A 25477-nucleotide genomic window follows, 5' to 3' on the forward strand; every position below is an offset into this window, starting at 1 on the left:
TCACTGTTCAAGGATTTCGACGAGGTTCCCCTCCGGGTCGCGCAGGAAACAGATCCGGGTCCCGCTTTCGGTCGTCTGGGGCGGGCTGATCGTCTCGACGTCCTCGGGAAGCCTCTCGTAGAACAGATCGATGTCGTCGACTTCGAGTCCAAGATGGGTCGCGCCGGGACGGTTGAGCGTGACATCCTCTATTATCTCCTCTTCAGGCTCGTACTCCACGAGTTCCACACGGATGCCGTCGGCGTCAAGATGGGCGAAGTTACCGGTTGCCCCCTCGACACCGACGCCGGTTGAAAACGCTTCGCCGGTAACAGTAAACTGAGAGAGGATATCCAGTCCAAGGACGTCCCGGTAGAACGGCAGGACGTCGTCGAGTGATGAGACGGTGATGCCGACGTGATGTGCGGTCGCAGTCATATGCGAACGAGCGCGTGCCTGTCGCAAAAGCCCATCGGAGAAGCGAGTGAGATTGTCTATGCGATCCGAGCTACACTTCTGCAGCCCAGAGCCGATAGTCCTCCCCGCGATCGTAGACCTGGCGGAAGACGTCCTCGACGAACTGTGCGATCCGCTCGTCGTCGGTACGGGCAAGCACGCGCGCATTCGTTCCTTCAGCCTCCTCGGGGCGGACGAGCTCGTCGACGCTGAACGAACGGTACTCGTCAAGCAGGGACTTGAGCCGGTCGAGTTCGGCGTCAGTGCAATCGAGGTTCAGGGTGTCCTCGGAAAGCTGGATCCACGGTGGGACGGCGTCCTCACCCGCACTCTCAGGGAGTTCCGCTTCGAGTGTGAGGAACGGACTCGTCCGCTCGCGGTGTGCGACAATAGCGTCCTCAACGAGTGCTCGGCGTTCTTCGGCGGTCTCGGCGTCGAATCGGGTCATGATCGTAGGTTTTCGCCCGGCGCTCAAAGTCGGACCGGTTTCTTCAAAGCTTTAACTCGGGAGGCTAACCTCCCAGTATGGCCAGTCCAAACGTACTGCTACTCGGAGCCCCCGGAGCAGGTAAAGGTACACAGAGCACACGAATCCACGAGGAGTTCGATGTCGAGCACGTCACAACCGGTGATGCGTTGCGCGCGAACAAGGGGATGGACATCAGCCATCTCGATACGGAGTACGAGACGCCGGGCGAGTACATGGATCAGGGTGAACTCGTCCCCGACGAGGTCGTCAACGAGATCGTCAAGACAGCACTTCAGGAAGCGGACGGCTACGTCCTCGACGGCTATCCGCGCAATCTCGATCAGGCCGAGTACCTCGACGAGATTACCGATCTTGACGCCGTTTTGCTGCTCGATGTCGGCACTGAGGAGCTGCTCCGGCGGCTCACCGGTCGCCGTGTTGACCCCGAAACTGGTGACGTCTACCATACCGAATTCGACATGCCCGACGACGAGGAGGTCCGCGAGCGACTCGTCCAGCGCGAGGACGACACCGAGGAGACCGCTCGCGAGCGCCTGAGCGTCTTCGAGGAGAACACCCAGCCGGTAGTCGATCACTTCGAGACGGAGGGGACGCTGGTCCGGATCGACGGCGAACAGTCTCCCGACGAGGTCTGGGCGGACGTCGAAGCGGCCATCAAGGACGCAGTATAGCCGGCTCTGTTTCGCGTCGAACGCAAGGCCCACTGCCCAACTGGATCACAACTGTTGAATACCCCGCCCCGCCTAGTTGCGAGCAAATGGTTCGGACAGCGGAGAAAGTAGAGTCTCTCGTCGAGGAAGACGAGAGTTTCGCGGACGCCATCGCGGCGATCAAAGGCGTCGCCGACGAGAACGGCGGCCACGTCGAGTGGACCGACGTCGAGGACGATGTCACCAGCGGCCAGTGGGGTCGTCTCATCGAGAAGGGAGTTCTCCGGAGCAGTGACGATGGGTTCGAGTTCTCCGATCCCGACGGCGTCGAGGACGTCATCGACGAAGACGGCGATGTCTCGTTCCCCGACGCGGATACTCCGGAAATCGAAGAGGAGAGTTCCTGGACACAGTGGGACAAGATAGCCGGCCTCGCGACGATTGCGATGATGGTCGGCTACTACTTCGACCCAGTGCGAGACATTATCGGTGGAACGATCAACCTCTTTCTGGGTCCGATCGACGCCGTCTTGCCGTTCTATGCAGTGATCCTGATTGCTGCGATGCTGACCGGGATGTACTCGACGCTGCTGCAGGCCAACCTGATGGACATGGAGAAGATGTCCAAGTACCAGGAACAGATGAAGGCTCTGCAGGACCGTCGTGAGGAGGCCAAAGAGCGCGGCGACGACGAGGCGCTCGAACGCATTCAGGAAGAACAGATGGAGGCGATGGGCGACCAGATCGGGATGTTCAAAGAGCAGTTCCGCCCGATGGTCTGGATCATGGTGCTTACTATCCCGATCTTCCTGTGGATCTACTGGGCAGTCAACGCGGGACAGCTGACGGCCGCCGAACAGACCATGATCATGCCCTTCGCCGGCGAGGTGACCCTCGCCTCGGGCATCGTCGGTCCGATGCAGTCCTGGATCGTCTGGTACTTCCTGTGTTCGCTCGGATTTACCCAGCTGATCCGGAAGGCGCTGAATATCAACACGACGCCGTCCTGACGACCCGACCGCCCGCCAGAACTGACCCAAGTTCAAAACCTCTTTTACCGGCAATCACCGAGATGGGATATGTTACTAACAGTCTCCGGCCCGCCGGGGAGCGGGAAGAGCACTACTGCGGCGGCGCTGGCCGACGAGTTCGGCATCGAGCACGTGAGTGGCGGCGATATCTTCCGCTCGCTGGCCGATGAACGAGGCTACTCGCTCGCCGAATTCAACGAACTCGCCGAGGAAGACGATCAGATCGACCGCGATCTCGACCGACGACTCCAGACGATCGCTCGCGAACGCGACGATATTGTGCTCGAATCACGGCTGTCCGGCTGGCTCGCTGCCGACGAGGCTGACGTCCGAATCTGGCTCGACGCACCACTCCATGTTCGTGCTGTCCGGATCGCCGACCGGGAGGACAAATCGGTCGAGCAGGCCAAACGCGAGACGGAAGAACGGGAGGCCAGCGAGCGCGAACGGTATCTTGACTACTACGATATCGACATCGCCGATCTATCGATCTACGATCTGAGTATCAACACCGCTCGCTGGGACGAGGCGACGGTGTTCGACCTCCTCGTCGAATCCGTCGAGGGGTATGACACCGCGAGCGACGAAGGCAAGCTACAAATTACCGCCGACTACGAGTTCTAACCCATGCGTGGTCCGCCAGCGGAACGATCGCCCGCCGAGTTACTTAGCTTCGGCGTCATTAATCTCGACAAGCCTCCCGGCCCCTCCGCACATCAGGTGACCGGCGACCTCCGGGATGCGGTCGGTGAACACGTCCCGGAGGACGCGTACGCCGGTGAGTGGGGCGCGGCCCACTCGGGGACGCTTGACCCGAAAGTAACCGGCTGTCTGCCGGTGCTACTTGGGGACGCGACCCGGCTCGCACAGGTGTTTCTCGAAGGAAGCAAAGAGTATGTCGCGGTCCTGGAACTTCACGACGATCCGCCCAGCGATATCGAGGCTGTCGTCTCCGAGTTCGAGGGACGACTGTACCAGAAGCCGCCGAAAAAGAGCGCCGTCTCGCGTCGTCTGAGAGTTCGTGAGATCTACGATCTCGATCTCCTGGAGGTACGAGAACGACAGGCACTCCTGCGGATCCGGTGTGAGAGCGGAACCTACATCCGCAAGCTCTGTCACGATATTGGGCTAGCTCTGGGAACCGGCGGACATATGGGTCATCTTCGCCGGACAGCTACCGACCCGTTCGACGACACCGATCTACACACCATGCACGATCTCGTCGACGCGCTCGCGGCACTCGATGAGGGCGAGCAAGAGCAGCTGCGCGACGTCATCTCGCCAGCAGAACGTGCCCTCACTCACATCCCACGTGTAACGATTGCTCATTCTGCCGCTCAGGAAGTAGCAGAAGGCGCACCGGTGTACGCGCCTGGCGTGATCGATGTCGACGGTGTGGATGAGAAGACGGCGGAGCCACTGGTCGCGTGTTACACGCCGGACGGTGCGGCGGTCTGTCTCGGACACCTGGTCGGCGATCCCGACGCCGAACGCGGGATCGTGGTCGAACTCGAACGCGTCCTCGTGTAGGCGACAGGTTTCAGTAGCTCGCGTCCCGAATTCCAGTATGACCAATCGACCGACTGCGCTGTCGATGCGCTGGGAGGACGTACTCTTTGCTCACTGGCCGGTCGAGCCTGCTCTCGTCCAGCCGACGCTCCCGGACGGCCTCGAAGTCGATGAGTTCGAGGGGCAGGCGTATCTGAGCGTTGTCGCGTTCGTCATGAGCGATATCAGCCCGCGGGGCGTCCCGGTCGGGCTCTCCTTCCCCGAGCTGAACCTGCGTACCTACGTTACCCACGGGGAGGGACCACCGGGCATCTACTTCTACAATCTCGATGCCGACGACCGGATCGGCGTCCCAGTTGCCCGCACACTGTTCGGGCTCCCGTACTACAGAGCCAAGATGGACATCGCCCGGTTTCACGAGGGGATCCGATTCCGAAGCCGCCGAACTCACGACGGCGTTCCACCCGCATCCTTCGACGCCACGTATCGACCGACCGGAGAACCATATCAGCCGGGGGCGGGAACGCTGGAGAGCTTCCTGACCGAGCGCTATCGGTTCTACGCGGTTGGCCGTGATCGACTCCCAGCGGTCGACCTCGGCGGTGATCAGCTGTACGCCGGGGATATTGCACACGGCCCCTGGACGCTTCGGGACGCCGACGTCGAGATCGATCGGAACGACCTGTTCGATGCCGCCGGGTTCGACGTCCCGGAAAGCGAGCCGATCTACCAGTACGGTCCCGAAATTGACGTCACAGCCGGTCGAGTGCGGCGGCTGTAGACGGACCGGGAGACTCTTGGCCCGACCGGACACACGGCAAGCTATGAACACGCTGTGGGTCATGAGCTACAACGTCCGGTACGATACGTCGGAGGATGGTGAGGATTCGTGGTCCGAGCGCCGGGACGGCGTCGCGGAGATCGTCCGTACGCGTCGTCCGGATCTCGTGGGGTTTCAGGAGCCGCTTCCCCACCAACTCGCCGACCTTCGAGATCGGCTTCCGGAGTACGAGATTCTCGGAGAGGGACGACGGGCGGACGGTGGCGGCGAGCACACGCCAATCGGGTTCAGGCGTGATCGGTTCTCGCTACTGGATCGAGAGACGTTCTGGCTCTCCGAGACGCCCGACCAGCCTGGTAGCGTCGGCTGGGATGCCGAGCTGCCACGGATCGCGACCCGCTTCTGGCTGCGCGACGAGCAGACCGGACAGACACTCACGCACTGTAACACGCATCTCGACCACGTGGGGGAGCAGGCCCGACGCGAAGCAGCGGCGCTGCTCGTGCGTGAACTCGACAGCGACGGGCCGACGATTCTGACAGGTGATTGTAATTGTGAACCTGATTCTCCGCCGTATCGACTGCTCGCAGACTCCTCGTTGCGTGACGCTCGTGCTGTGAGTACCACGCCACCCTTCGGCCCCCCGACCACCCGGACGGACTTCGAGTCGCTGCACGACACGTGGATTATCGACCACATCTTCGTCGACAGCGCGTTCTCCGTCCGACAGTCTGGCACCTGCTCAGAGACGGATCGCCGGCATCGCTACCCCTCGGATCATCTGCCGGTACTCGCGGAGCTACAATACGGCAACCATTGATTACCAGTCCTTGCAGTCAGTACAGACGAGCTGGCCAGCGCTGGTCCAACGACGCGTGACCGTTTCCTTGCACTCCGCACAGTGCCCGCCGTCACCGCTCCACGTGAACGTCACTGTCACCGTATCGTCGTTCACGTCCGGCGACTGCGCTCCCGTTTCGTCCTCGGGCGATGTCGATGACTGATCGTCAGCCGTCTCCATGTACTCGGTCAGCGACGAGTCTTCAGGCACAGGAACTGCTACACGGGGGTATTACAAATTCGTTTCGCGGGTGTGCGATGCAGACCTGCTCCCCTACGTTTGTGATCGAGTCCACGGTCTGTATTCGTGATGGCCATGACGCCGACAGGAGTTCCCGGGAAAGGCACAAATGCTCGCTTGAGTTTACGACACCAATATACTATTACACCCCCACAGTACGGGTATGATTCGACGTTCGTTCCTGGCTTCAACTGGTGTCCTCGCCGCCCTCTGTGTCTCGGGCTGTCTAGAGTCCGATGTGCGAGCACCGGGAAATGGGGACGAGACACAGTCGGACGACGACGCAAATTCCAGCGGCGATGACGACCCTCAAGAAGATATGTATCCACTCATCGAACCCGACCCACTCGACGGTATCGACCCGCTCGCCTACGACGTTTCAATCACGTCGGAAGCGACAACTGACTCTCCGCTGACCATCGACGTTGCGCTGACGAACACCGGCGAAGAAACCATCACGTATGGTGAACGTCGGGATGCGATGTTCTGGACGGCCGGGGGTGATGACGACTTCTCACTCTATCCGAAAGGCAGCGTCGAGGACCAGTACGAGTACGACGACGTCTGGTGGCTTCCGGATGGGTTCGCGACGACGATGGACTACCAGACGGCGACAATTGAACCGGGCGCGACACATACGGAAACGCTCGCGCTACTGCACGGCCCGGTCGATGATACCGAGGAGCTCCGAGCGCTCCCGCCGAGCCTCGACTTCGGCGTCGAGTTCGGGTATTCCGCAGATGAAGACGATACGATGCCAAACGGGACGGATGTCTCGTGGGGGTTCCACCTCCGTCTCGGCGAGGAGTAGGTCATTTTTCAGGTCTGGTTGCCGACGCGGTCATCCGCTTCGAGGCTTCGCTGTGCGCGACTGGCAGGATTCAAATCCGGCGGGTATACTATTCGCTCGTCACGTCCGTTCACCGGAAACTACGTTTCCGAGCCATCGCTCACTGCGTTCGCGATGACCTCACAAAATCAATGGGGCCGCTCGGATTTGAACCGAGGTGGCGAGCACCCAAGGCTCGAAGGATACCAAGCTACCCCACGGCCCCGTATAGACAGATTCGAGTGGCTGTATCTAAAGGGTTTCGTTCTCCGTGTGCCCCGTGCTGTGTAGTGACACACCACTTGATCAGCTGGCCGCCAGCTCTCTCGAACTCCGCCTATCCCACTTGCCGAAATTTGTGACAACCATTCTGTACCATGCAATAATACTTATCAACTACGAGGCTGCAAAACATGTGGTATGGCTATCCGGAACGACTCGGTCCTCACCGATTTCAACGCAACAGCCGCACTTCGAGCAGTCGAGGACCGGGTCGGTGACGATATTTTCGTCTGTGGTGAGTTCACCCCGGACGACTTCCATATTCTCTACGTCAGCGATAGAGCACTCGAACAGTACGATAGCGAGACTGATATCTGGGTCGTGGGAGATGTTATTCACGAGTACATGAACGTCGACTTTCTCGAACGGGAGCTGTTTAACGATCTGTACCCGCAGGTCACCGAGACGAACGCATTCGTTACATACACTGATTATGCAGCAATCGTACGGGTGCTCCAGGGCGAGGAAGGATTCTATCTCTCAGTCGATCCGCAGGCACCGGTTTCCGAGATCGTCAATGAACTGACGGCGATACTCGACCAGTAAGGCTATTCGTCAGGCTCGGTACTATCGAGCTCGTCCAATTGTTCGGCGATGTCGTCGTCGGTTGCTTCCGTGGTCGCGGCACGTCGACTCTGTGTGCTGTTTTCCTGTGTGCTCGGCTGGTCGTTCAGGCGGTCGGCGATGTCATCATCAGAGGCCTGTGACGATCCAGATGTCGCCGGAATACCGTCACTGAGCGATGGCTCAGTGTCCTCCGTCTCGTCTTCGAGGTCCGACTCGTCGAGTAGCTCTCCAGGATCGTTCGGATCAACGACTTCGTCGAACAGCGACGAGAACGTGGCGATCAGTTGCTCGTCGTGGCTGTCAGGGTCGATATGGAAATGTGAGATGGTATCCACGCCTTCGAGCCGTTCGAGGAGCGTATGCAGGAACTGAAAAACGACTTCCGGATCGGAGTTCTCCAGGAGTTGTGTGATCGAATCGAAACACAGGACGATCCGGTGATCGCTCTTCGACCATGTCTCACAGAACTTGCTCACAGACGTTCCAATCTCAGTCAGATTGTCGGAGTCTTCGACGATATCGGTCGCGACTGGTGCATCGAAATCCGGATCCGATGACTCTGCGGACCGTAGAACGTCACCGACAGTGATCTGTCCATGCTTGTTCGGCTGTCGTCCAGTCGTTCCCGTATCGAGACGAGTTCGATCAGTTATATCCGCAGGAAAGTTCACACGTATCTCGGCTCTGTTGGCTGCTGGACCGACATCCAGAAGTGTGTCACAGCATTCCTCAGTTACCGATCCTGAAACACCTAGCAGTAATACCGATCCACCTTCCATTACGTCGATCGTGTCATCGCTCATTACTCGTTTGCTCCTAGTCCCTAACTGGCTCAAACCAGTCTCTAACGTAACCGTACCTTCTCACACAACCGTTAATACTTTTGTGTCAGACTCACACCGCCGCCACTACGAAAATTAGGTATACAGCGCTCGGCCAGAGGGGTAACCCCATCATACTAATCAGGGAGTGAAAGGAGTAGCGAGTATGTCCACGGACGAAGATTGGGATAGTGCACTGATACCAACGGGGTTCGATCCCGGCAGTTACTCGTGTGTCCGGTCACTGTCTCGCTGCGGGATCCGAACAATCGTTGCCTCGGAGCACGACGATGTTCCCGCTGCGGGATCACGATTTTGTGACGAGTTTCTCCATATCCCGTCGCCACACGAGGACCTGCTGGACTACCGCGACGCACTCTTGGGAATTGCAGCCCGTGACGACGTCAAGACGATTCTGCCGCTCAGGCCGCAGGACACGTATCTGTTCTCGCTATACGAGTCGCTGTTCGAAGATTACGTCTCACTGGTGACGCCACCGATGGAGACACTCAGAACGGTCCACGACCGAGTGTTGCTCGTCGAGGCGGCGAAATCGGCGGACGTCCCCGTCCCTGAAACCCGTCTCCTTTCCGATGTCGAACACGTCGACCGTGATCTGATCGTTAAATCACGGTACAACTTGCTCGCGAGCGAATACCTCGACTCGTACTCGGAGCGAGAATCGGCGACCGCAAAGTCCGTGAGTCACTACCGGCCGGGGGACGAGTTCGACCGTGATGCGCTCACCGAGGAGATGGGCCACGATCCCATCGTCCAGGAGTACATTCCCTCAAGTGCCGAGTACGTCTTCGGAGCGCTCTACAATCACGGCGACGCAGTTGCGACCTTCCAACACCGCCAAATTCGTGGGAACTCCTACACCGGCGGCGGTGGCGTCTACCGAAAATCGGTCGATATCTCAGAGCTCGAACGTGTCGGACGGCAACTCCTCGACAGCATCGAGTATCACGGCCTCGCTTGCATCGAGTACATGCGTCACGAAGAGACCGATGAGTTCGTCCTCACCGAGATCAACCCCCGGCTCTGGCAGTCGCTGCCCTGTGCGGTCCGTGCCGGTGCTGATTTCCCGTGGTACTACTGGCTACTGGCGACAGGCCAATCCGATCTGATCGACCCACACTACGAGGTCGGCGTCGGGTCGCACCTGCTGTACGGCGAATTCGGGCACCTCCGGAGCGTCTTCACCGACGAGTCACCGATCGTCCCCCGTCCTTCTGCGCGGGGAACGGCCTGGCAGATCGTCCAGTCGTGCTACGATGATCCACACTTCGATAACCTCCGATTCGACGATCCACGACCCTTCGTTCGTGGTCTCGGACACGTCCTGAAAAAAGGGAAGTGAACATGTCTGTCGCCGCCGGAGGCATCCAGCGCGGGGTTTTTGCCCGCTCCGTCGCAACCGTCTGGTGTGACTGACGATAGCCTCTCGTGGGAGACCATCGACTCCCGGATTTCCTACACGTGTCCCGGCTTCGACGTCGTAACCGACGACGTCCGTCTGCCCGATGGCACTGAAACGACGTTCGACTATCTCTCGGAACCACCAGCGGTGATCCTACTACCGTTTACCTCGGACGATGATGTTGTCATCATCGAGGAGTGGCGACAGGCAGTCGGCCGCATCAATCGCGGACTGCCGGTCGGGAGCGTCGAAGCGGACGACGAGTCGCTGATTGCCGCCGCCCGCCGGGAACTCCGTGAGGAGACCGGCTACGAGGGCGATGAGTTCGAGCAGTTGACCACGGTCGAACCGATGAACGGGGCCGCAAACAGCGTCTATCACATTTTTGTCGCGGAGGGCTGTGAACCGACCGCCGAGCAGGACCTCGATCACAACGAAAGTATCCGCGTCGACACAACGACGTTCGAGGCACTTCACGACGCCATCGCCAACGACGAGATCCGCGACGGGCGGACGGTGCTAGCGGTCCTCCGGTACGCGCTGGTCGCCGACGAACGGAATCCTTAGGCCGACACCTGCCCTCGTCCCGAGCATGCGCGACAATTTCGAGCTGCGGGACGCCGACGCTGCGGGACGGATCGGGGAGCTAACCGTCCCGCGGGCTGGCGTCACCGTCGAGACGCCGGCGCTGTTGCCGGTGATCAACCCGAACCTCCAGACGATATCGCCAGCCCGTCTCCACGAGGAGTTCGGCGCGGAGATCCTCATCACCAACTCCTACATCATCCACAACAACGAGGACCTCCGCGAAAGCGCCCGCGAGAATGGCCTGCACGACCTGCTCGATTTCGACGGCGCAATTATGACCGATTCCGGCTCCTTCCAGCTTTCCGAATACGGCGAAATAGACGTCACGACTGACGAGATCCTCCGATTTCAACACGAGATTGGCTCTGACATCGGGACACCAGTCGACATCCCCACACCGCCGGACGTCTCACGCGAGCGCGCGGAATCCGAACTTGCGACGACACAGGAGCGTATCGAGGCGGCTGAATCTATCGACACTGGCGAAATGCTCGTGACGGCCCCCGTCCAGGGGTCGACGTACCCAGACTTACGCGAGCAGGCGGGTGCACACGCTGACAGCACCGACCACGACGTATTCCCGATCGGTGCAGTCGTCCCGCTGATGAACGACTATCGATACGGCGACATGGTCGATGTTGTGGCCGGGGCCAAACGCGGTCTCGGCGTCGATGCTCCGGTACATCTGTTCGGGGCCGGCCATCCGATGATGTTCGCACTTGCGGTCGCGATGGGTTGTGACCTGTTCGACTCTGCTGCCTATGCCCTGTACGCCCGTGACGACCGCTATCTCACCGTTCGCGGGACCGAGCACCTCGACGAACTGGACTATCTCCCCTGCTCGTGTCCAGTCTGTATCGAGCACACGCCCGCCGACCTGCGCGCGCTCGACGATCAGGCGCGCGAGGAAGCCCTCGCAGCGCACAATCTCCACGTTACCTTCGCGGAGATCCGTCGCATCAAGCAGGCCATCCGAAGCGGTAATCTACTCGAACTCGTCGAGGAACGCGCCCGGAGCCACCCTGCGATGCTCGACGGCTATCGCGCACTATGTGATCACACAGACCAGATCGAACGCGAGGATCCTGCCTCGAAGAGCACGTTCTTTTATCTCTCCCACGAGAGCGCGCGACGGCCGGAGGTCCGGCGTCATCACCGTCGTCTTGACCGACTCGATCCCGAGGGGACGGTTCTCCTGACGGAGGGGGCCAGCTCGAACAACTACGACGAATCGTGGCGGATCGTCCCGCCCTTTGGCCCGTTCCCCCGTGCACTCTCGGAAACGTATCCGCTAACTGCTGAAGTCCCCGACCGGCTCGATGCGAGCGCGTACGAGGCCGCCGCCGACGGTGTTGCCCGTGTCGTCGAATCGAACCCCGAGACGGAGTTCTCGCTCGGCCACTGGGACTGGCCCCCGTCGGCGCTCGACCGCGTCCCCAGTCGGGTCGAGTCGTTCGCCCTTGGCGAAAAGTAGCGCTCGCTCACATCCCTGTCAGCTGTCCACACCCTTATCAACGATCGAGCGGCCAGCCCCACCCATGCACTGACATTCGCCCCGGAACGGTTCGCGGCTGTGCGACACGCCGCTTCGGGAACAGCAGATGTCGCCTGCTCGCCAGAACGCCCTCGTCTTCCAGCGCCGGGACGATCCGGGACCGATAGCCTCTTTCACACACCACGACAGGGCTAGGTATGACCGACTACTTCGAGGTGCTGGAGCGTGACGGGGCTGCCCGGATTGCCCAGCTCCGCCTTTCCGATCCGGTAACGACGCCCGCCCTCGTCGACGATGTTGTCGAGGATGCCGGAAGCCTCTGGCCCGAGGAGCGGGAATTACCCGACGGTGACGAGAGCGCCCTCACAATCCTTCCCCACCGTGGCCTTCCAGCCGGGACCGCCGACGAGGTGAAAGATTCGTTTGCTGTCGACTACCCCGAGGTCGACTACCCAAGCGCCGCGGTCGTGACGCCTGATACCGCCGCCGATTACGGTGCCGACGCGTACGTCCTGTCCGATGCGCAGGGCTGGATCGGTCACGGGAGCGCGTTCCGCGACGCCATCACCGAGACGAAAGAAGCGATTCCCGCCGACAGCGCGCTGTATCTCTCCGGCGTCGCCACGCCAGTCAACGTCGCCACGCTCGTCTACGCAGGCGTCGATCTGATCGACGAGCATCGGGCGGTCGTGAAAGGACTCGAAGGCAAGTACCTCACCAACGAGGGCGAACACTTCCTCGAAGATCTTGAGGAACTCCCCTGTGCGTGCCCGGCCTGCCAACAGCCTGTAGCTGAGTTCGACCGTGAGGATTGTGCAGACCACAACGTCCACGCGCTCCGTGCCGAGATCGCTCGCGTCCGCGAACGGATTCGCGCTGGTCGCCTGCGTGATTATATCGAGGGACAGACCCGCCACGAACAGTGGTGTACCGCCGCGTTCCGAGAGTTCGATCAGCAGTGGTCGTATCTCGAACAGCGAACCCCCGTTCTCAGGCGCTCCGAACTGGTCTCGGCGACGGAGGATACAATCCGGCGCGTCGAGATCCAGCGCTTCGCGGATCGCGTGACCAGCCGATATCGGAACCGCTTTTCGAACCCGCTCGTGCTCGTCCCGTGTTCGGCGACGAAGCCATACAGCGAGTCACAGAGCCACGGCCAGTTCCACGAGGCGAACGGCTTCCGTGGCCACGTCGTCTCGATGACCAGCCCGATCGGCGTCGTCCCACAGGAGCTGGAGTGTACCTATCCGGCACAGCACTACGACTCCGTAGTCACCGGGCGATGGTCAGAAGACGAAAAGCGGTTTGTCGCGAACGTCCTGCAGGCCTATCTTGAACGCAACGAGTATCCCGCCGTGATTGCACACGTCCCCGAGGAGGGGTACCGAGATATCTGCGAACGCGTCGAAAATGCGCTCGGTCTGGAGTTCACTTACACTGTCGACGAGCACCCGACCGACGAAACCTCGCTGGTCAACCTCGCTGGCGCGCTGGAGGGTGAACTGAAGTACTCCAAACGCGAACGCGAACAGAATACTGTGAGAGCGATTGCCGACTACCAGTTCGGTGACGGCGCTGGCGACGCGCTATTCGAAGACATCTCGATGCAGAGTCGCTACCCGAAACTGCGCGTGCACGACTCGGAGGGCGACCAGCTCGCCGCGATGGTCCCCCAGTATGGCGTCCTCTCGTTCACTCTCGCGGGTGCGCGCCAGTGGGTTGAGAGTGACGCACCGACCAAACGCGTCGAGATCGACGCGTTCGTTCCGCACGGAGACGTGCTCGCCCCCGGTATCGTCGATGCAGACGACGATATTCGAGTTGGCGACGAGGTCGTTATCGAGGGACCGAAGGCATTCGGCGTTGGTCGCGCGGAGATGAGCGGCCCGGAGATGGCAGAGAGCACACGCGGAGTCGCGACGTCGGTTCGGCACGTCGAAGAGCAGTAGCCGGAGGCCACCGGGGCTCCCTCCAAAGATAACATCCGCGAGAGTCCGGACGCTTCGCGTAGACGAGTGGCCGAGACGGTGTGTGACTGCTTCTGCACGATATTTCTGTCACGAACGGCAAAGCGATCATATTCGGGATGTGACGCCGACCGTAGTCGAGAATCGAATGACGGTGAGTAGTTAATTATTACACCTGTTGTTAAGGATTCTATCACGGGGAGATAGCCCGGAACGCGGGTGATCATATGCGACCGGCTCTGACTGATTCACGGAGATAACCGTCAGATGGGCGGATAGAGGGCCTGAAACCACAATTCGTGTCGTTACATCTATTAGCCTCTGGTAGAGAGAACCACTAGATGACCGATCTTCCGGATTCCGTCGGGTTCCTGCTGGCGGACGAGGCGTCACCCGAACAGCGTGCCGCGCTGAACTGGGCGACCGATGCCGGGATCGATACCGACCGGGTCGGACCCGACGAGCTTGCAGAGGGTACTGTTCCCCTGTCACGCTACGATGTCCTCTGGTGGCACCGCGACAACCCTATCGACGCCGTCGGCGGCTTGGACGACTGGCTGGGACACCTTTCCGAATGGATCGAGGCCGGGGGCGGAGTCCTGCTCACGTTGCGGGCACTCGAAGCGATCGAACCACTTGGCATCGATCCGATCGCCCCAGATACAACCGGCAATGTCGAGCCGGAACATGAGCTCGGCCTGCTCTGCAAATCTATCCACGCTGACGGCCCGGTGTTCGAGGAGTTCGACGCACTCCGCATCCCAACCCGCGCCGCACATGGTATCCAGCAGTTCGCGCGCTACGATGCGGTGTTACCCGAACACGGAGAGGTGTTAGCGAGCACGATCCGTGCTGGCGAAGACGTCCCAGACCAGCCTGCACTGATCGGCTGGCAGTACGGTGATGGCGACGTCGCCGGGCTCGGTACCGCAGTGACCTTTGCAGGGGCAACCAACGACCGCTGTGTTCACAACCGGACACGGCTATTTCGTAATTTGCTATCGGTCCTGGCTGGCGAACAGCGACTTACCGAGGGTCGGCCAAAAGACGTCAATCAACTGAAGACGATGCGCAAGAATCTGTCGGATGACCGTCATCGTCCACAGTATCACATCACCGCGCCCGCGAACTGGTTAAACGATCCAAATGGCCTCATTCACTGGAACGGCGAGTTCCACGTATTCTACCAGTACAACCCCGGCGGCCCGTATCACGACACGATCCACTGGGGGCACGCAGTCAGCGCCGATCTCGTACACTGGGAGGATCGTCCAGTCGCGCTTACTCCCTCCCCTGATGGCCCGGATCGGGACGGTTGCTGGTCCGGCTGTGCGTTCGATGATGATGGTACGCCCCGGATCATGTACACCGGCGGCCGCGGTAAGCTGCAGCTCCCCTGCCTGGCGACCGCCGCAGACGCCGACCTGAACACCTGGCAGAAAGATCCCGAGAACCCGATTATCGACACGCTCCCGGTGGATCCGCCGCTCCGGTCGACAGAACACTGGAAAGCCGAGTTCCGGGATCACAACGTCTGGCGGGAGGGCGACACCTGGTATCAGCTAATCGGCTCCGGTGTCGAAGGAGGTGGTGGAACCGCCCTGTTGTACTCGTCGGAGGACGACGAGCTACGTCAATGGTACTACGAGGGACCGATCCTCACAGGCGATCCCGAACCGGACGGCGCGATGTGGGAGTGTCCTGAACTGCTGGATCTCGGCGAGAAACAGCTGTTACATATCTCTAACTACGACGAGGTCCGGTACTATCTGGGCTCATACGAGAACGGCGAGTTCGAGACTGAGCAAACAGCCCAGCTCGATTACGGTGACTTCTACGCCCCACAGTCGCTCCGGGCCGACGACGGCAGGATATTAACCTGGGGCTGGATCTGGGAGGCCAGAGACGAGAGGGCTCAATGGGATGCGGGCTGGTCGGGAGCACTCTCGCTCCCCCGTGAACTTGACCTCAACGACCGTGGCCTGCTCCGCCAGCGACCGGCGAGGGAACTCGAATCACTGCGTGAACGTCACGTCCATGAGGGGAGTCGCTCGCTCCACGACCAGTGGCTCGACCTCGATACCGATGGACTGAGCTACGAGCTATCGGCGGAAATAAAACTGGACGACGCCGAAGCTTTCGAGATCGTGGTCGGCGAGTCACCTGATGGAGAGGAGCGAACGCCGATCCGGTACACCCGGGATAGCGAACTCGTCGTCGATCGAAGCCACTCCAGTCTGGATGAACGTGCCTCGAAGGCACCGGACCGCATGCCGATCGCACCGGTCGACGAGCCGCTTTCACTCCGGTTGTTCGTCGATGGCTCGGTTGTAGAGCTATTCGCGAACGAACGCCACTGCCTGACGACACGGATCTATCCCACACGGGGAGACAGCGATAACCTGTCGCTCCACGCGAAGGGTGGTACAGTAGAGCTACTGGACCTCGACGTCTGGGAGCTCGGCCGGGCATGGACCGAAAGCGAAGAATTGTCAGGCGAACAGGCGCCCGGTCAAACCGACTAGACGTCTTTTCTGGTGAACCAGACTGCGCTGAGCCCGACGAGGACGAGCGTCATCAGGATCAATGTTGCAGCTCCAGCGAGGTCGTAGGAACTCTCCAGCAGGATTTCGTTCGGATCGAAGTACCGCATTGGTGCGACTGCCCCGGCGGCCTCGTAGTCAGTGCCATTGAGTAACGATTCGAGCAGGAACAGCGCGAAGGTTCCACCGAGCGCGACCCGCTGGGCGATGCCGGTTCGATCGAACGCGACCGAACAGAGGAGCCCGATCCCGGCACAGGCGAAGAGATACGGAATCGAGAGCAAGTGGATCGCTGCCAGGTCGGCAATCGACATCGACTCGCCGATCAACTCGACGCTTGCGAGGACGACAGGCGGAACGAGCACGTTGACCAGGAGGATCGGTACGGCAAGCGACGCGAACTTCTCGGTGAGGAGCCGTCGTCTGGTCACTGGCATGGCCAGTAGCGTGTCCATCCGCCCACGATCGATATCGTCGGCGATGATTCCGGCTGCACTGTATGCCAGATACAGGCCAAGCAGGATGACCCAGCCGAAAACGTACAGCTCGAAGGCCAGAAACCCCTCGATCGAGGCCATCGTCTCGATGTCGAACAGCTGAATGAGCTGGGGTGGGTACGCCTCCAGCAGTTCGTCCTCGTCGAAGGAGTCGCTAAAGGAGGGATATACCCAGATTACGACCGCAGCCAGTACCGCCATCCCGGCAGAGAGATAGACACTCCCTTTGATTCGCTTCCGTCCGTCGTAGCGCAAGAACTCGAACATCAGCTCTCACCGTAGAATTTCAGGAAGACGTCTTCGAGCGGGGCCTCTTCGATAGACAGATCGAGCAGATCGTACCTGCCAAGGCGAGTCATCAGCGCATTGATGTCCCCGGTAAACGTGAAGGTGCACTCGGTGAACGTGTCGGATTGGTCTCCGTCGAACTCGCCGAACTCCGGATCGTGGATCCCGTCGACGTCGAGTGCGTCGGTCGGAATCGGCTCATTCGTGTTGACGGTCACCGATTTGCCCGTCCGCTCAAGGAGGCTGTCGATCGGTTCGACCGCCGCCAGCTGCCCATCGCGGATGATTCCGACCCGGTCACAGAGCCGACGCACCTCGCTCAGCACGTGAGAAGAAAAGAACACCGTTACTCCGTTGCGTTGCTCGGCGCGGAGGAACTCCGCAAAGCGTTGCTGGAGGAGCGGATCGAGACCGCTGGTTGGCTCGTCAAGTACGACGAGATCGGGGTCGTGCATGAACGTCGTCACGATGCCGAGTTTCTGGACGTTTCCACGAGAATAGTCCCGCACTGGTCGGTCGAGCGGGGGCTCGAACAGGTCGAGAAGTTCGTCACGGCGCTCGTCGCCTTTCACTGCGGCGTGCAGATCAAGGATCTTCGTCCCCGTCGCATCCTCGTCGAACCCCGGTTCGTCCGAGAGGTAGCCGATCCGGCGTTTGGCCTCAATGAGTGCGGGTTCATCGGTGACGTCGTAGCCGAGCACCCGTGCGGAGCCACTTGTCGGAGAAATAAAGCCTAGCAGGGCCCGGATGGTCGTCGTTTTCCCGGCCCCGTTCGGCCCGAGATAGCCGAAGATCTCGCCAGTCTCGACCTCGAAGGAGAGATCGTCGTTGGCGAGGACGTCGCCGTAGTCCTTCGTCAACCCATCGAGTTTGATAGCCGCCATACCGGTGGCTACTCCCGGCATGTATTTGATTGTGAGGGTGGACTGACAGAACGCGCGGAGGTCCGGTAGCTTTCAGTACTCGCCGCGGTCCTCGCCGGGCAGGCGGTACTCGGAGAGGAGTTTGGGGAGGTCCTCCCCGGGGAGCGGGAGATGCCCGTGTTCGAGCGCACCGATGATCCGCGTCTCGGTTCCCGCGAGTTCGATCCGGAGGGTGGGCGCGAGCGTTCCGCCGAAGCGCCGTTGCTGTTCTTTGGGGGGAAGCCCGGCGACATCGTCGAGGGAGAGTCCCCGGAGATCGTAGTAATTGAAGAAGCTACTGACCAGAATTTCCTCGCGGTGGGGATAGGCGAGCCAGGAGTAGGTCTGGAACGGCGCGCTCGCGGGGTTGGTTGCGACCAGTCCGCTCCCGTTCAGTGGCTCGTACTCGCCGCGCAGAGAGTCAGCAACGAAGCCATACAGCGCGTCGTACCCTTCGAGCCCTGGTGCGAATGTGTGCTCGTGACTGGAGATGAAGAGGTAGTACGAGCCGTCGCGGACGATCAGGTGCGGTCGTTCGAGTTCCTGGTTCGTACAGACGCCTTCGAGTAGCGGTTCACGCAGGTCCCAGTCCGTCGGATCTCCGGTCCCCGAGACGGCGAGGCCGACGCTGCCGTTGAACTCCTCGTGAACCGGGTCGCAGTCATAGGTGTTTTCGCCCTCCGGGACGGGTGTGTTGGCCTCGAAGAGCAGACAGGTTTCGCCGGTTGCGGGATCCTCGAAGAACCACGGATCTCGAAAGGTGTAGATCATCCCGCGGGACTGTGCTTCGCGCTCGTAGTACTCGCCGTCCGGTTCGAGGATGATCTCGTGTGACCACGGCCCCTCGATCGACAGGCCACCTTCGTTAGTCTCGATCGTACCCCCAGCGCCGACCGCAATACGCTGGTGGTAACTCAATTCCTCCTCGCCGCGGTAGCCCGCGGCGGTGTAGTAGAGATAGACGGTACCGTCGTCGTACAGCGCCGAGCCAGCCCACTGTCGGGAGCCAAAGGCCTCATCGTCGAAGGCGGTCCCACCGCAGGTCCAGTTCTTCCCGTCGGCCGAATAGAAATAGCGGATCGTCGCGACGTCGTGACGCTTGCCCGGCAGTAGCTCTTTGGGCGCGCTCAGCGAGAAGATGACGCGGTAGCCGTCTATCTCCGCGATCGATCCGTCGCGGTTCCGCAGGAGCCACGTATCCCAGATATGGACATCGTCGTCTGTCTCCTCCTCGGGCGGGTAGACGATGGGGCCGACCGAGGCGTCCGACCGTTCGATCGTCGCCGCCTGCTCCCGGGTCCACCGCGGCGTCGATTTGCCGCTCGTCTCGTCAGTCATACCCACATATGGGTGGAGGGGTGAAAAAACGATTCCGCTTTTTTGCTATCGATAACAACTGACGTTGTTAATGCCGCTCCAGCGCCAGTTAGTGGTTCTCGTGGATGTGTTCGCGGAGTGCGTCCGTCTCGTCGAACGTGGTATCACATTCAGCACAGGTGTTGTGATGCAGCGCGACGTGCTGGGTGACGCCGGCTGCCGAACTGAACTCCGAATCGCAGCTTGAACAGGTGTATGCCATTACGTTAATAACTCAGGGATCAGGGCTTAAAAAGAGTTGCTAGGAAACTGCTGCCGGACGTTGTTATTCGCGGCTAGCTCTCCGGGTGGAGCGTTAATAACGTGGACATTCATCTGGGCTATCTGGCTCCATTGGTCCGACCATGACTCGGCTCCGGCTGTTCTCCGTCCTACGTACCGGTCACCGGTACGATACCGAGCGCTCACAGGCAGCTACAGCGATCCTCACCCGTCTCGACTCGTCAAGCCGAAGCCGCTTTACCGCCCGCACCGCTACGACTCCTCAATGAGCAAGCCGAGTCCCGAAGTCTACGAGCAGGGGAAGGGAATGGACGCCCACAACAAGGTGATGCGGGAGATCCGTTCGGAGAAAGACGCTACCTACGACCCACACGAGCCGACGCGCGTCTGGATCGACGAGGACAACACGCCCGACGGCGTCTACCAGAGCCTGACGATCATCCTGAACACCGGCGGCTGTCGCTGGGCGCGGGCGGGCGGCTGTACCATGTGTGGCTACGTCGCCGAAAGCGTCGAGGGCGGGAGCGTGAGCCACGAGGCGCTGATGGATCAGATCGACGTCTGTCTCGATCACGAGGAAAACGAGGCCGAGGAGCGATCCGGCCTGATCAAAATCTACACCAGCGGCTCCTTCCTCGACGAGCGCGAAGTCCCCGCGGAGACCCGTCGGGCCATCGCCGAGACGTTCGCCGACCGCGATCGGATCGTCGTCGAGAGCCTGCCGGACTTCGTCGAACAGGGAAAGATCGAGGACTTCACCGGGCAGGGACTGGAGACCGACGTTGCAGTGGGACTCGAAACCGGGACCGACCGCGTCCGTCGTGACTGCGTGAACAAGTACTTCGAGTTCGAGGACTTCATCGCGGCAAGCCAAGAAGCCGACGCCGCGGGCGCAGGGATCAAGGCCTACCTGCTGATGAAGCCGCCGTTCCTCTCGGAGTCCGAAGCGATCGAGGATATGATCCGCTCGATCGAGAAGTGTGCGGAGTACGCCCACACCGTCTCGATGAACCCCTGTAACGTCCAGCGATATACGATGGTCGACGAGCTTCACTTCCGTGGTGGCTACCGCCCGCCATGGCTCTGGAGCGTCGCGCATGTGCTCGAAGAGACAGCAGACGCCGACGCCATCGTCGTCTCCGATCCGGTCGGTCACGGGAGCGACCGCGGGCCACACAACTGTGGGGACTGTGACGACCGCGTCCAGCGCGCCATCAAGGATTTTGACCTGCGCCAGGACCCGAGCGTCTTCGGGCAAGTGACCTGCGAGTGCGAGCGCACGTGGGAGGCTGTTGTCGAACGGGAAACGACCTTCAACGGTCCACTCACGCGATAGCTACTCAGAGTATCCAGTGGCTACGGATTGCTGTCGACTCTTTTCCGAGCAGTACGCGTTTCGTTCGATCCGGTATGGGGCGTGTACTGAATACAGCTCTTCGTCGAGTGGCTACTGTGCTACGAGGTGGACTGCAGTGACACAATCGGAACCGGAACACGCGGAAGTCGAACTCGTCTATCATGCAGACGGTGGCCTCGAACTCCGGGATGGCGTCGACACGGATCGGTGGATCGCGACCGACACGCCAGTCGAAGTCCGACAGTAGTGTTACTTCGGTTCGACTTCGTGTTCGGTCATCGCCTTCGGCACCGTCAGGCGAACGCGAGTCCCGTCGATCCCCTCGGTCTCGAACGAGAGCGTCCCGCCCGACTGTGTGACAACCCAGTTTACCAGCCACAGCCCCAGTCCACTGGCGTGGCGTAACTGTGTGATCTCGCGATCCTCTTCGAGTAGTTCTCGCTCTTCCCGTGGAATCCCCGGCCCATCATCTTCGACTGTCACCGTCACTTGCTGGGCGTCGTCATCGACGCTGACTGTGACATCGACCACTGGGACCTCGTTATCGTTGTGGACCACAGCGTTATCGAGGACGTGATAGATCGCCGTCCTGAGCATGTTGTCCGATCGTGCGTGCGCGCTATCGGGCGTCGACACGGTAAACTCCACGTCCTCATGCTCGCTGTGGATCCGGGTCACCATCGACTCGACGCCCTCGACGACATCGACCGATCCGAGGTCTCGTTCGTCGTGTTCGAGCGTCTGCTCGACGGCACGGGTCTTCTCCGCGAGCGAGATTAACTCGTCGGCACGTCGTTTGATCGTATCCGCGTAGCCGTACCCGTCTCCCGTGTGTGATTCGAGCATCTCGGCACAGCCTTTGACGATGTTCATCCCGTTTCGCAGGTCGTGTCTGAGTACCCGATTCAGCACCTCGACCCGTTGTTGCTGGCGTTTCCGGTCGGTGATATCGGTGTAGACGGCGTAGGTGAGCGGACTGGCTTCACCGAGCTCGACCGGCACAACGGTGAGCAGGAACTCGCGTCGCCCGCTCGATGTCTGGCGCTCTACTTCCGTTTCGATCAGTTCTCCACGTCGCCCGCGCTCGTTGAGTTCGTCCGCCCGGTCAGTGCCATCCGGTGGCACAACGAACCGATCGATCGATTCGCCCCGGAGCTGGTCTGCGTCGTAGCCGAACGTCCGCTCGAAGGCGGGGTTCGTATCGAGGACGATCGGCTGGTCGCCCTCGTATCTGATGCTCGCGACGGGATCGGGGACGTTCTCGAATAGGGCGGCAAAACGGTCGCGCTCGTCGACGAGTTGGGCTTCCGCTTCGATTCGTTCGATCGCGTTCGCGACGTGAGCGAACAGCAGTTCCGCGATCTCGGCGTCGTCGTACCCGAACGCATCGGTGTCCAGAATGCCAGCCTGAAAGAGGCCGTTCTCGCCGACGGGCACGCTGAGCAGGGACCGGATATTCGTCTGTCGAATCTCATCCCTTCGCTCGTGGAGATCGTTGACGACAAACGTCTTGTCTCCACGTACTGTTCGCTGGTGAATCTGTTCGTCGAGACAGCAGGTCGGAAACTCCTCGATATCGATCCGTGGATCGGTAACGTGCCAGCGTGGCTCGCCGTCGCGGGTGGTCTTGAGACAGCACACGTCGATATCCAGAACATCGATCACCGCGTCGAGCGCGATATCGTCGATCGTTTCGATCGCCCGCGTGTTCTCCAGTTGCGTCGCAACCCTGTGGACGCTCTCCACGTTGCGCTTTCGCTCTCGTAGTTCCCGCTCCAGTTGTTTTTGCTCCCTGATGTCTCTGACCGATCCCACGGTCCCGTTAAAGGGTTTCTCGCCCGGTAGCAGGGACATGATCACTTCGCAGGGAATGCGCTCGCCGCTTCGCGTAACCAGTTCGATTTCGTAGGTCGTTACGCTCGGCCCTTCCTCGTCAAGCATCTGCTTGATGAGCGTTCGTCCCCGTTCGACGTCCTCGTCGGTCATGATCGTCGAGACGTGCTCGCCGAGGAGTTCCTCGCGAGAGTAGCCCGTCATCGAGGCAACTGCGTCGTTGACCATCGTGTAACAGCCCTCGGTGTCCAGCGAATAGACGCCATCCGCGACGGTTTCGATAATCAGGTCCCGCTGTTCGAGTTCCTGGCGTTCAGCCGACTGCCGTGTCGAGTCGGTAGTTACGACGGTACGGATACGCTCGACGAGTTGAGATTCGATCTCCTCGGGACGAACGTAGGCGTCGACACCGGCGTTGATTGCGCCTGCGAGGGTGGTTTCGTCCTCGGGTCCACAGAGCACGCTCGGGAGTGAGCTATCGTTGCCGCGCGGCTCCTGCCACGGCTCACCAGCTTCGGTCGAAACGTATACGATACACTCGGCGTGCGACAGACCGTCCGATGTATCCGTCTCCGGCTCTTCGGCCGCAATGGTGATGCGACGGGCGTCTTCGAGCGTCCGAACGACCCGATCGCGCAGTGGCGAGGAGGCTCCGACGACCGACACGGTGAGTTCATCTATCATACGACAGTCCTGCTCTGCATTCGTCAAAACACCCCACTATCATTAATCTTTAATCGGCGTCATCGTTCTCAGATATTGTCTACACATGTTTTCTACAACTATCTGTTAAGAAACCGCCACTGAAATCATGTACTCTTCGTTATTTTTTATAATAACCCACTAATCAATTGTATATTTTACTATCGGGGGCGTAAGGATTTATTAGCAGTTTCGTATACAGACATATGCCACACGGTACCAACAGGCTCGGCCGGCGGACGTTTCTCAAGTCGGGAGTAGCAGCCGGGACACTCGTAACCGTTGCGGGCTGTCTCGGAGAGGACCCGGACCAGGACGAGTTCACCATCACACTCTCACAGTTCCCTGATACGATCGATCCGCTGGATCATATCACGGGCGACTACTTCGACGTGTACGACCACATCTACGAACCGCTCTTTGACTTCGAGCCGGGAGAGGGGATCTTCCCCCGCGTCGTCGATGAGTGGGAAGCAACGGAAGACGGCGTCACCGAGCTCCAGATCATCGACGACGTGGTGTTTCACAACGGCGACGAACTGACTGCCGAAGACATCGCCTGGACGATCAACCGGACGGTCGATCCTGATCTGGGTGTTCCGAGTCCGATTGGCACTTTCGGGCTCGGCTCGATTACGGGTGCGGAGGCCGTCGACGATACGACACTCGAAGTGATGCACTCCGCGTCAGCAGGCCTCGCGGAGTTCGAGTACGGAAACTACGCCCGGGCGATTCCGAGAGACTGGGCGATCGATAATCACGACGCGGAAAACGAGGCGATTAGTGGCTCCGATGCCGAGGACTTCAATGGAACTGGTCCGTACGAGGTCGTCGATTTCACGTCGGGCGAAGAGATCGTTCTGGAACGGTTCGACGACTACTGGGGCGACGAACCGCCGTTCGAGCGCGTGGTCTTCAATGCCGACGGGGAATCCAGTGGACGTGCCGCCGCGCTCGAAACGCAGGAAACCGATCTCACGATCAACATCCTGCCCGAGGACGTCGACACGGTCGACGCCGCCGATGGCGTCGAGATCCGGGACGTCACGAGTTTCCGGACGGTCTTCTGCCCGATGAAGAACACCGTCGAGCCGTTCGATAGTCAGGAGTTCCGGCAGGCGATGAACTACGCGGTCGACAACGAGGGGATCGTCAATACGGTCCTGAGCGGCTTCGGTGAGGCCAGAGGACAGCCTGTCTCGCCGGGGATCAACGGATTCAACGACGAGATCGAGCCGTACGCTCAGGACGTGGGACTGGCCGAGAGTCTGGTCGAGGACAGCGGGTACGGCGGCGCTGAGATCGAGCTCCAGGCACCACAGGGTCGCTACCTCAACGACGCCCAGATCGCCGAACAGGTCGCCGATCAGATCGACCAGCTCGACAATGTCGACTGTAGCGTGAACATCGGTGACTTCGAGGTCGTCTCCGACGCCAACCAGGCGGGCGTCGATCCCGACGAGTTCGAGATCCCGTTCTACATGATCGGCTGGGGCGTCATCACGGGCGACACTGACTACGGAGTACAGGGATTCTTTACGATCCCGGACAACCCCAACCGGACCTTCGAAGACGAGGAACTCAGCGACGCGATTCTGGAGAGCCAGCAGATCGACGACCCGGACGAGCGTCGCGCCCAGCTAGAGGAAGTCAACGCGCTCGCCCACGAGAAAGCGCCGTTCGTGTATCTCCACACACAGGAGAGCATCTACGGCATCCGAGAGGAGATCCAGTGGGATCCCCGCGAGGACGAGACGGTCTACCTCTGGGAGATGGAGCAGTAAGTGACGCGGCGTTCCCACACCGA

General features: G+C 60.5%; 25 protein-coding genes and 1 tRNA gene. 16 read left to right on the plus strand and 10 right to left on the minus strand.

Annotated elements, in window-relative coordinates; all coding sequences use genetic code 11:
• Together AArcSt11_RS10735 and AArcSt11_RS10740 are read right to left on the minus strand one after the other, a co-directional pair.
• A complete protein-coding gene (locus AArcSt11_RS10735) occupies positions 1 to 417 on the minus strand; it encodes a VOC family protein (protein ID WP_250596972.1) in 417 nt (138 codons plus the stop codon).
• 70 nt (positions 418 to 487) lie between these two features.
• On the minus strand, positions 488 to 883 hold the full coding sequence (locus AArcSt11_RS10740) for a DUF7975 family protein (protein WP_250596973.1): 396 nt from the start codon (positions 881 to 883) through the stop codon (positions 488 to 490).
• 77 nt (positions 884 to 960) lie between these two features.
• Here AArcSt11_RS10740 and AArcSt11_RS10745 point away from each other — a divergent pair, with 77 nt between their 5' ends.
• The 6 genes from AArcSt11_RS10745 to AArcSt11_RS10770 all read left to right on the plus strand — a co-directional run bounded on the left by AArcSt11_RS10745 (position 961) and on the right by AArcSt11_RS10770 (position 5716).
• Entirely contained in the window at positions 961 to 1596 is a 636-nt protein-coding gene (locus AArcSt11_RS10745; RefSeq protein ID WP_250596974.1) for an adenylate kinase, read from the plus strand.
• A gap of 86 nt (positions 1597 to 1682) precedes the next feature.
• Positions 1683 to 2585, plus strand: coding sequence for a DUF106 domain-containing protein (locus AArcSt11_RS10750; protein ID WP_250596976.1), 903 nt, complete (start codon positions 1683 to 1685; stop codon positions 2583 to 2585).
• 69 nt (positions 2586 to 2654) lie between these two features.
• Entirely contained in the window at positions 2655 to 3230 is a 576-nt protein-coding gene (cmk, locus tag AArcSt11_RS10755; RefSeq protein ID WP_250596977.1) for a (d)CMP kinase, read from the plus strand.
• Between the two features lie 3 nt (positions 3231 to 3233).
• Positions 3234 to 4136 carry an RNA-guided pseudouridylation complex pseudouridine synthase subunit Cbf5 gene (locus AArcSt11_RS10760; RefSeq protein ID WP_250596978.1) on the plus strand — a complete coding sequence of 301 codons (903 nt, stop codon included), beginning with the start codon at positions 3234 to 3236 and terminating at the stop codon, positions 4134 to 4136.
• A 37-nt stretch (positions 4137 to 4173) separates the two neighbouring features.
• Positions 4174 to 4896 carry a YqjF family protein gene (locus AArcSt11_RS10765; RefSeq protein WP_250596979.1) on the plus strand — a complete coding sequence of 241 codons (723 nt, stop codon included), beginning with the start codon at positions 4174 to 4176 and terminating at the stop codon, positions 4894 to 4896.
• A 43-nt stretch (positions 4897 to 4939) separates the two neighbouring features.
• Positions 4940 to 5716 carry an endonuclease/exonuclease/phosphatase family protein gene (locus tag AArcSt11_RS10770; protein WP_250596980.1) on the plus strand — a complete coding sequence of 259 codons (777 nt, stop codon included), beginning with the start codon at positions 4940 to 4942 and terminating at the stop codon, positions 5714 to 5716.
• Here the strand turns inward: AArcSt11_RS10770 and AArcSt11_RS10775 are convergent, their stop codons facing one another.
• Entirely contained in the window at positions 5717 to 5947 is a 231-nt protein-coding gene (locus AArcSt11_RS10775) for a DUF7573 domain-containing protein (protein ID WP_250596981.1), read from the minus strand. It abuts the gene before it with no gap.
• Positions 5948 to 6140: 193 nt separating this feature from the next.
• Between AArcSt11_RS10775 and AArcSt11_RS10780 the strand changes: the two genes are divergently transcribed.
• Positions 6141 to 6788 carry a hypothetical protein gene (locus AArcSt11_RS10780; protein ID WP_250596982.1) on the plus strand — a complete coding sequence of 216 codons (648 nt, stop codon included), beginning with the start codon at positions 6141 to 6143 and terminating at the stop codon, positions 6786 to 6788.
• A gap of 171 nt (positions 6789 to 6959) precedes the next feature.
• On the opposite strand, the gene AArcSt11_RS10785 is transcribed toward AArcSt11_RS10780, so the two are convergent.
• A tRNA-Pro gene (locus AArcSt11_RS10785) sits at positions 6960 to 7032 on the minus strand.
• A 194-nt stretch (positions 7033 to 7226) separates the two neighbouring features.
• Here AArcSt11_RS10785 and AArcSt11_RS10790 point away from each other — a divergent pair.
• Complete coding sequence (locus AArcSt11_RS10790) at positions 7227 to 7634, plus strand: DUF7522 family protein (protein ID WP_250596983.1); 408 nt, start codon at positions 7227 to 7229, stop codon at positions 7632 to 7634.
• 2 nt (positions 7635 to 7636) lie between these two features.
• Here AArcSt11_RS10790 and AArcSt11_RS10795 read toward each other — a convergent pair whose 3' ends face one another.
• On the minus strand, positions 7637 to 8458 hold the full coding sequence (locus AArcSt11_RS10795) for a DUF7504 family protein (protein ID WP_250596985.1): 822 nt from the start codon (positions 8456 to 8458) through the stop codon (positions 7637 to 7639).
• A gap of 184 nt (positions 8459 to 8642) precedes the next feature.
• On the opposite strand from AArcSt11_RS10795, the gene AArcSt11_RS10800 reads away from it, so the two are divergent.
• The 5 genes from AArcSt11_RS10800 (at position 8643) to AArcSt11_RS10820 (ending at position 16474) form a co-directional block, all read left to right on the plus strand.
• The gene (locus AArcSt11_RS10800) at positions 8643 to 9839 is read left to right on the plus strand and encodes a carboxylate--amine ligase (protein ID WP_250596987.1); all 1197 of its coding nucleotides are present in this window, start codon (positions 8643 to 8645) and stop codon (positions 9837 to 9839) included.
• Between the two features lie 66 nt (positions 9840 to 9905).
• A complete protein-coding gene (locus AArcSt11_RS10805; RefSeq protein WP_250596989.1) occupies positions 9906 to 10466 on the plus strand; it encodes an NUDIX hydrolase in 561 nt (186 codons plus the stop codon).
• A gap of 25 nt (positions 10467 to 10491) precedes the next feature.
• Positions 10492 to 11961, plus strand: coding sequence for a tRNA guanosine(15) transglycosylase TgtA (gene tgtA, locus AArcSt11_RS10810; RefSeq protein ID WP_250596990.1), 1470 nt, complete (start codon positions 10492 to 10494; stop codon positions 11959 to 11961).
• A 218-nt stretch (positions 11962 to 12179) separates the two neighbouring features.
• Positions 12180 to 13931 carry an archaeosine synthase subunit alpha gene (arcS, locus tag AArcSt11_RS10815; protein ID WP_250596992.1) on the plus strand — a complete coding sequence of 584 codons (1752 nt, stop codon included), beginning with the start codon at positions 12180 to 12182 and terminating at the stop codon, positions 13929 to 13931.
• 359 nt (positions 13932 to 14290) lie between these two features.
• Positions 14291 to 16474, plus strand: a complete 2184-nt coding sequence (locus tag AArcSt11_RS10820; RefSeq protein WP_250596994.1) for a GH32 C-terminal domain-containing protein — start codon at positions 14291 to 14293, stop codon at positions 16472 to 16474.
• Here the strand turns inward: AArcSt11_RS10820 and AArcSt11_RS10825 are convergent.
• From AArcSt11_RS10825 to AArcSt11_RS10840, 4 genes are all read right to left on the minus strand, one after another.
• Positions 16471 to 17256 (minus strand): ABC transporter permease subunit, encoded by a 786-nt coding sequence (locus AArcSt11_RS10825; protein ID WP_250596997.1) that lies wholly within the window; start codon positions 17254 to 17256, stop codon positions 16471 to 16473. The genes AArcSt11_RS10820 and AArcSt11_RS10825 overlap by 4 nt on opposite strands.
• On the minus strand, positions 17256 to 18161 hold the full coding sequence (locus AArcSt11_RS10830) for an ABC transporter ATP-binding protein (RefSeq protein WP_250596999.1): 906 nt from the start codon (positions 18159 to 18161) through the stop codon (positions 17256 to 17258). Before AArcSt11_RS10830 ends, AArcSt11_RS10825 begins: the two co-directional genes overlap by 1 nt.
• Positions 18162 to 18233: 72 nt before the next feature.
• On the minus strand, positions 18234 to 19517 hold the full coding sequence (locus tag AArcSt11_RS10835) for a glycoside hydrolase family 68 protein (protein WP_250597001.1): 1284 nt from the start codon (positions 19515 to 19517) through the stop codon (positions 18234 to 18236).
• Between the two features lie 88 nt (positions 19518 to 19605).
• Complete coding sequence (locus tag AArcSt11_RS10840; RefSeq protein ID WP_250597003.1) at positions 19606 to 19758, minus strand: C2H2-type zinc finger protein; 153 nt, start codon at positions 19756 to 19758, stop codon at positions 19606 to 19608.
• A gap of 285 nt (positions 19759 to 20043) precedes the next feature.
• Between AArcSt11_RS10840 and AArcSt11_RS10845 the strand changes: the two genes are divergently transcribed.
• Together AArcSt11_RS10845 and AArcSt11_RS16970 are read left to right on the plus strand one after the other, a co-directional pair.
• Entirely contained in the window at positions 20044 to 21114 is a 1071-nt protein-coding gene (locus AArcSt11_RS10845) for an archaeosine biosynthesis radical SAM protein RaSEA (RefSeq protein WP_250597004.1), read from the plus strand.
• A 136-nt stretch (positions 21115 to 21250) separates the two neighbouring features.
• Positions 21251 to 21382 carry a hypothetical protein gene (locus AArcSt11_RS16970; protein ID WP_259371254.1) on the plus strand — a complete coding sequence of 44 codons (132 nt, stop codon included), beginning with the start codon at positions 21251 to 21253 and terminating at the stop codon, positions 21380 to 21382.
• Between the two features lie 2 nt (positions 21383 to 21384).
• On the opposite strand, the gene AArcSt11_RS10850 is transcribed toward AArcSt11_RS16970, so the two are convergent.
• Positions 21385 to 23652, minus strand: coding sequence for a PAS domain S-box protein (locus AArcSt11_RS10850; RefSeq protein ID WP_250597005.1), 2268 nt, complete (start codon positions 23650 to 23652; stop codon positions 21385 to 21387).
• Between the two features lie 224 nt (positions 23653 to 23876).
• Here AArcSt11_RS10850 and AArcSt11_RS10855 point away from each other — a divergent pair, with 224 nt between their 5' ends.
• Positions 23877 to 25454 carry an ABC transporter substrate-binding protein gene (locus AArcSt11_RS10855; protein ID WP_250597007.1) on the plus strand — a complete coding sequence of 526 codons (1578 nt, stop codon included), beginning with the start codon at positions 23877 to 23879 and terminating at the stop codon, positions 25452 to 25454.
• The last annotated feature ends 23 nt before the right edge of the window (positions 25455 to 25477 follow it).

The sequence above is a fragment of the Natranaeroarchaeum aerophilus genome (genome assembly GCF_023638055.1).
In the GTDB taxonomy this organism is placed as follows: Archaea; Halobacteriota; Halobacteria; order Halobacteriales; family Natronoarchaeaceae; genus Natranaeroarchaeum; species Natranaeroarchaeum aerophilum.

Coding starts and splice junctions, on each gene's coding strand:
- tgtA (WP_250596990.1), top strand. CDS start 10,492: ATGCGCGACAATTTCGAGCTGCGGGACGCCGACGCTGCGGGACGGATC.
- AArcSt11_RS10740 (WP_250596973.1), bottom strand. CDS start 883: ATGACCCGATTCGACGCCGAGACCGCCGAAGAACGCCGAGCACTCGTT.
- AArcSt11_RS10735 (WP_250596972.1), bottom strand. CDS start 417: ATGACTGCGACCGCACATCACGTCGGCATCACCGTCTCATCACTCGAC.
- AArcSt11_RS10800 (WP_250596987.1), top strand. CDS start 8,643: ATGTCCACGGACGAAGATTGGGATAGTGCACTGATACCAACGGGGTTC.
- AArcSt11_RS10830 (WP_250596999.1), bottom strand. CDS start 18,161: ATGGCGGCTATCAAACTCGATGGGTTGACGAAGGACTACGGCGACGTC.
- AArcSt11_RS10840 (WP_250597003.1), bottom strand. CDS start 19,758: ATGGCATACACCTGTTCAAGCTGCGATTCGGAGTTCAGTTCGGCAGCC.
- AArcSt11_RS10835 (WP_250597001.1), bottom strand. CDS start 19,517: ATGACTGACGAGACGAGCGGCAAATCGACGCCGCGGTGGACCCGGGAG.
- AArcSt11_RS10845 (WP_250597004.1), top strand. CDS start 20,044: ATGAGCAAGCCGAGTCCCGAAGTCTACGAGCAGGGGAAGGGAATGGAC.
- AArcSt11_RS10790 (WP_250596983.1), top strand. CDS start 7,227: ATGGCTATCCGGAACGACTCGGTCCTCACCGATTTCAACGCAACAGCC.
- AArcSt11_RS10765 (WP_250596979.1), top strand. CDS start 4,174: ATGACCAATCGACCGACTGCGCTGTCGATGCGCTGGGAGGACGTACTC.
- AArcSt11_RS10760 (WP_250596978.1), top strand. CDS start 3,234: ATGCGTGGTCCGCCAGCGGAACGATCGCCCGCCGAGTTACTTAGCTTC.
- AArcSt11_RS10850 (WP_250597005.1), bottom strand. CDS start 23,652: ATGATAGATGAACTCACCGTGTCGGTCGTCGGAGCCTCCTCGCCACTG.
- AArcSt11_RS10825 (WP_250596997.1), bottom strand. CDS start 17,256: ATGTTCGAGTTCTTGCGCTACGACGGACGGAAGCGAATCAAAGGGAGT.
- AArcSt11_RS10795 (WP_250596985.1), bottom strand. CDS start 8,458: ATGAGCGATGACACGATCGACGTAATGGAAGGTGGATCGGTATTACTG.
- AArcSt11_RS10855 (WP_250597007.1), top strand. CDS start 23,877: ATGCCACACGGTACCAACAGGCTCGGCCGGCGGACGTTTCTCAAGTCG.
- AArcSt11_RS10750 (WP_250596976.1), top strand. CDS start 1,683: ATGGTTCGGACAGCGGAGAAAGTAGAGTCTCTCGTCGAGGAAGACGAG.
- cmk (WP_250596977.1), top strand. CDS start 2,655: ATGTTACTAACAGTCTCCGGCCCGCCGGGGAGCGGGAAGAGCACTACT.
- AArcSt11_RS10745 (WP_250596974.1), top strand. CDS start 961: ATGGCCAGTCCAAACGTACTGCTACTCGGAGCCCCCGGAGCAGGTAAA.
- AArcSt11_RS10770 (WP_250596980.1), top strand. CDS start 4,940: ATGAACACGCTGTGGGTCATGAGCTACAACGTCCGGTACGATACGTCG.
- arcS (WP_250596992.1), top strand. CDS start 12,180: ATGACCGACTACTTCGAGGTGCTGGAGCGTGACGGGGCTGCCCGGATT.
- AArcSt11_RS10820 (WP_250596994.1), top strand. CDS start 14,291: ATGACCGATCTTCCGGATTCCGTCGGGTTCCTGCTGGCGGACGAGGCG.
- AArcSt11_RS10780 (WP_250596982.1), top strand. CDS start 6,141: ATGATTCGACGTTCGTTCCTGGCTTCAACTGGTGTCCTCGCCGCCCTC.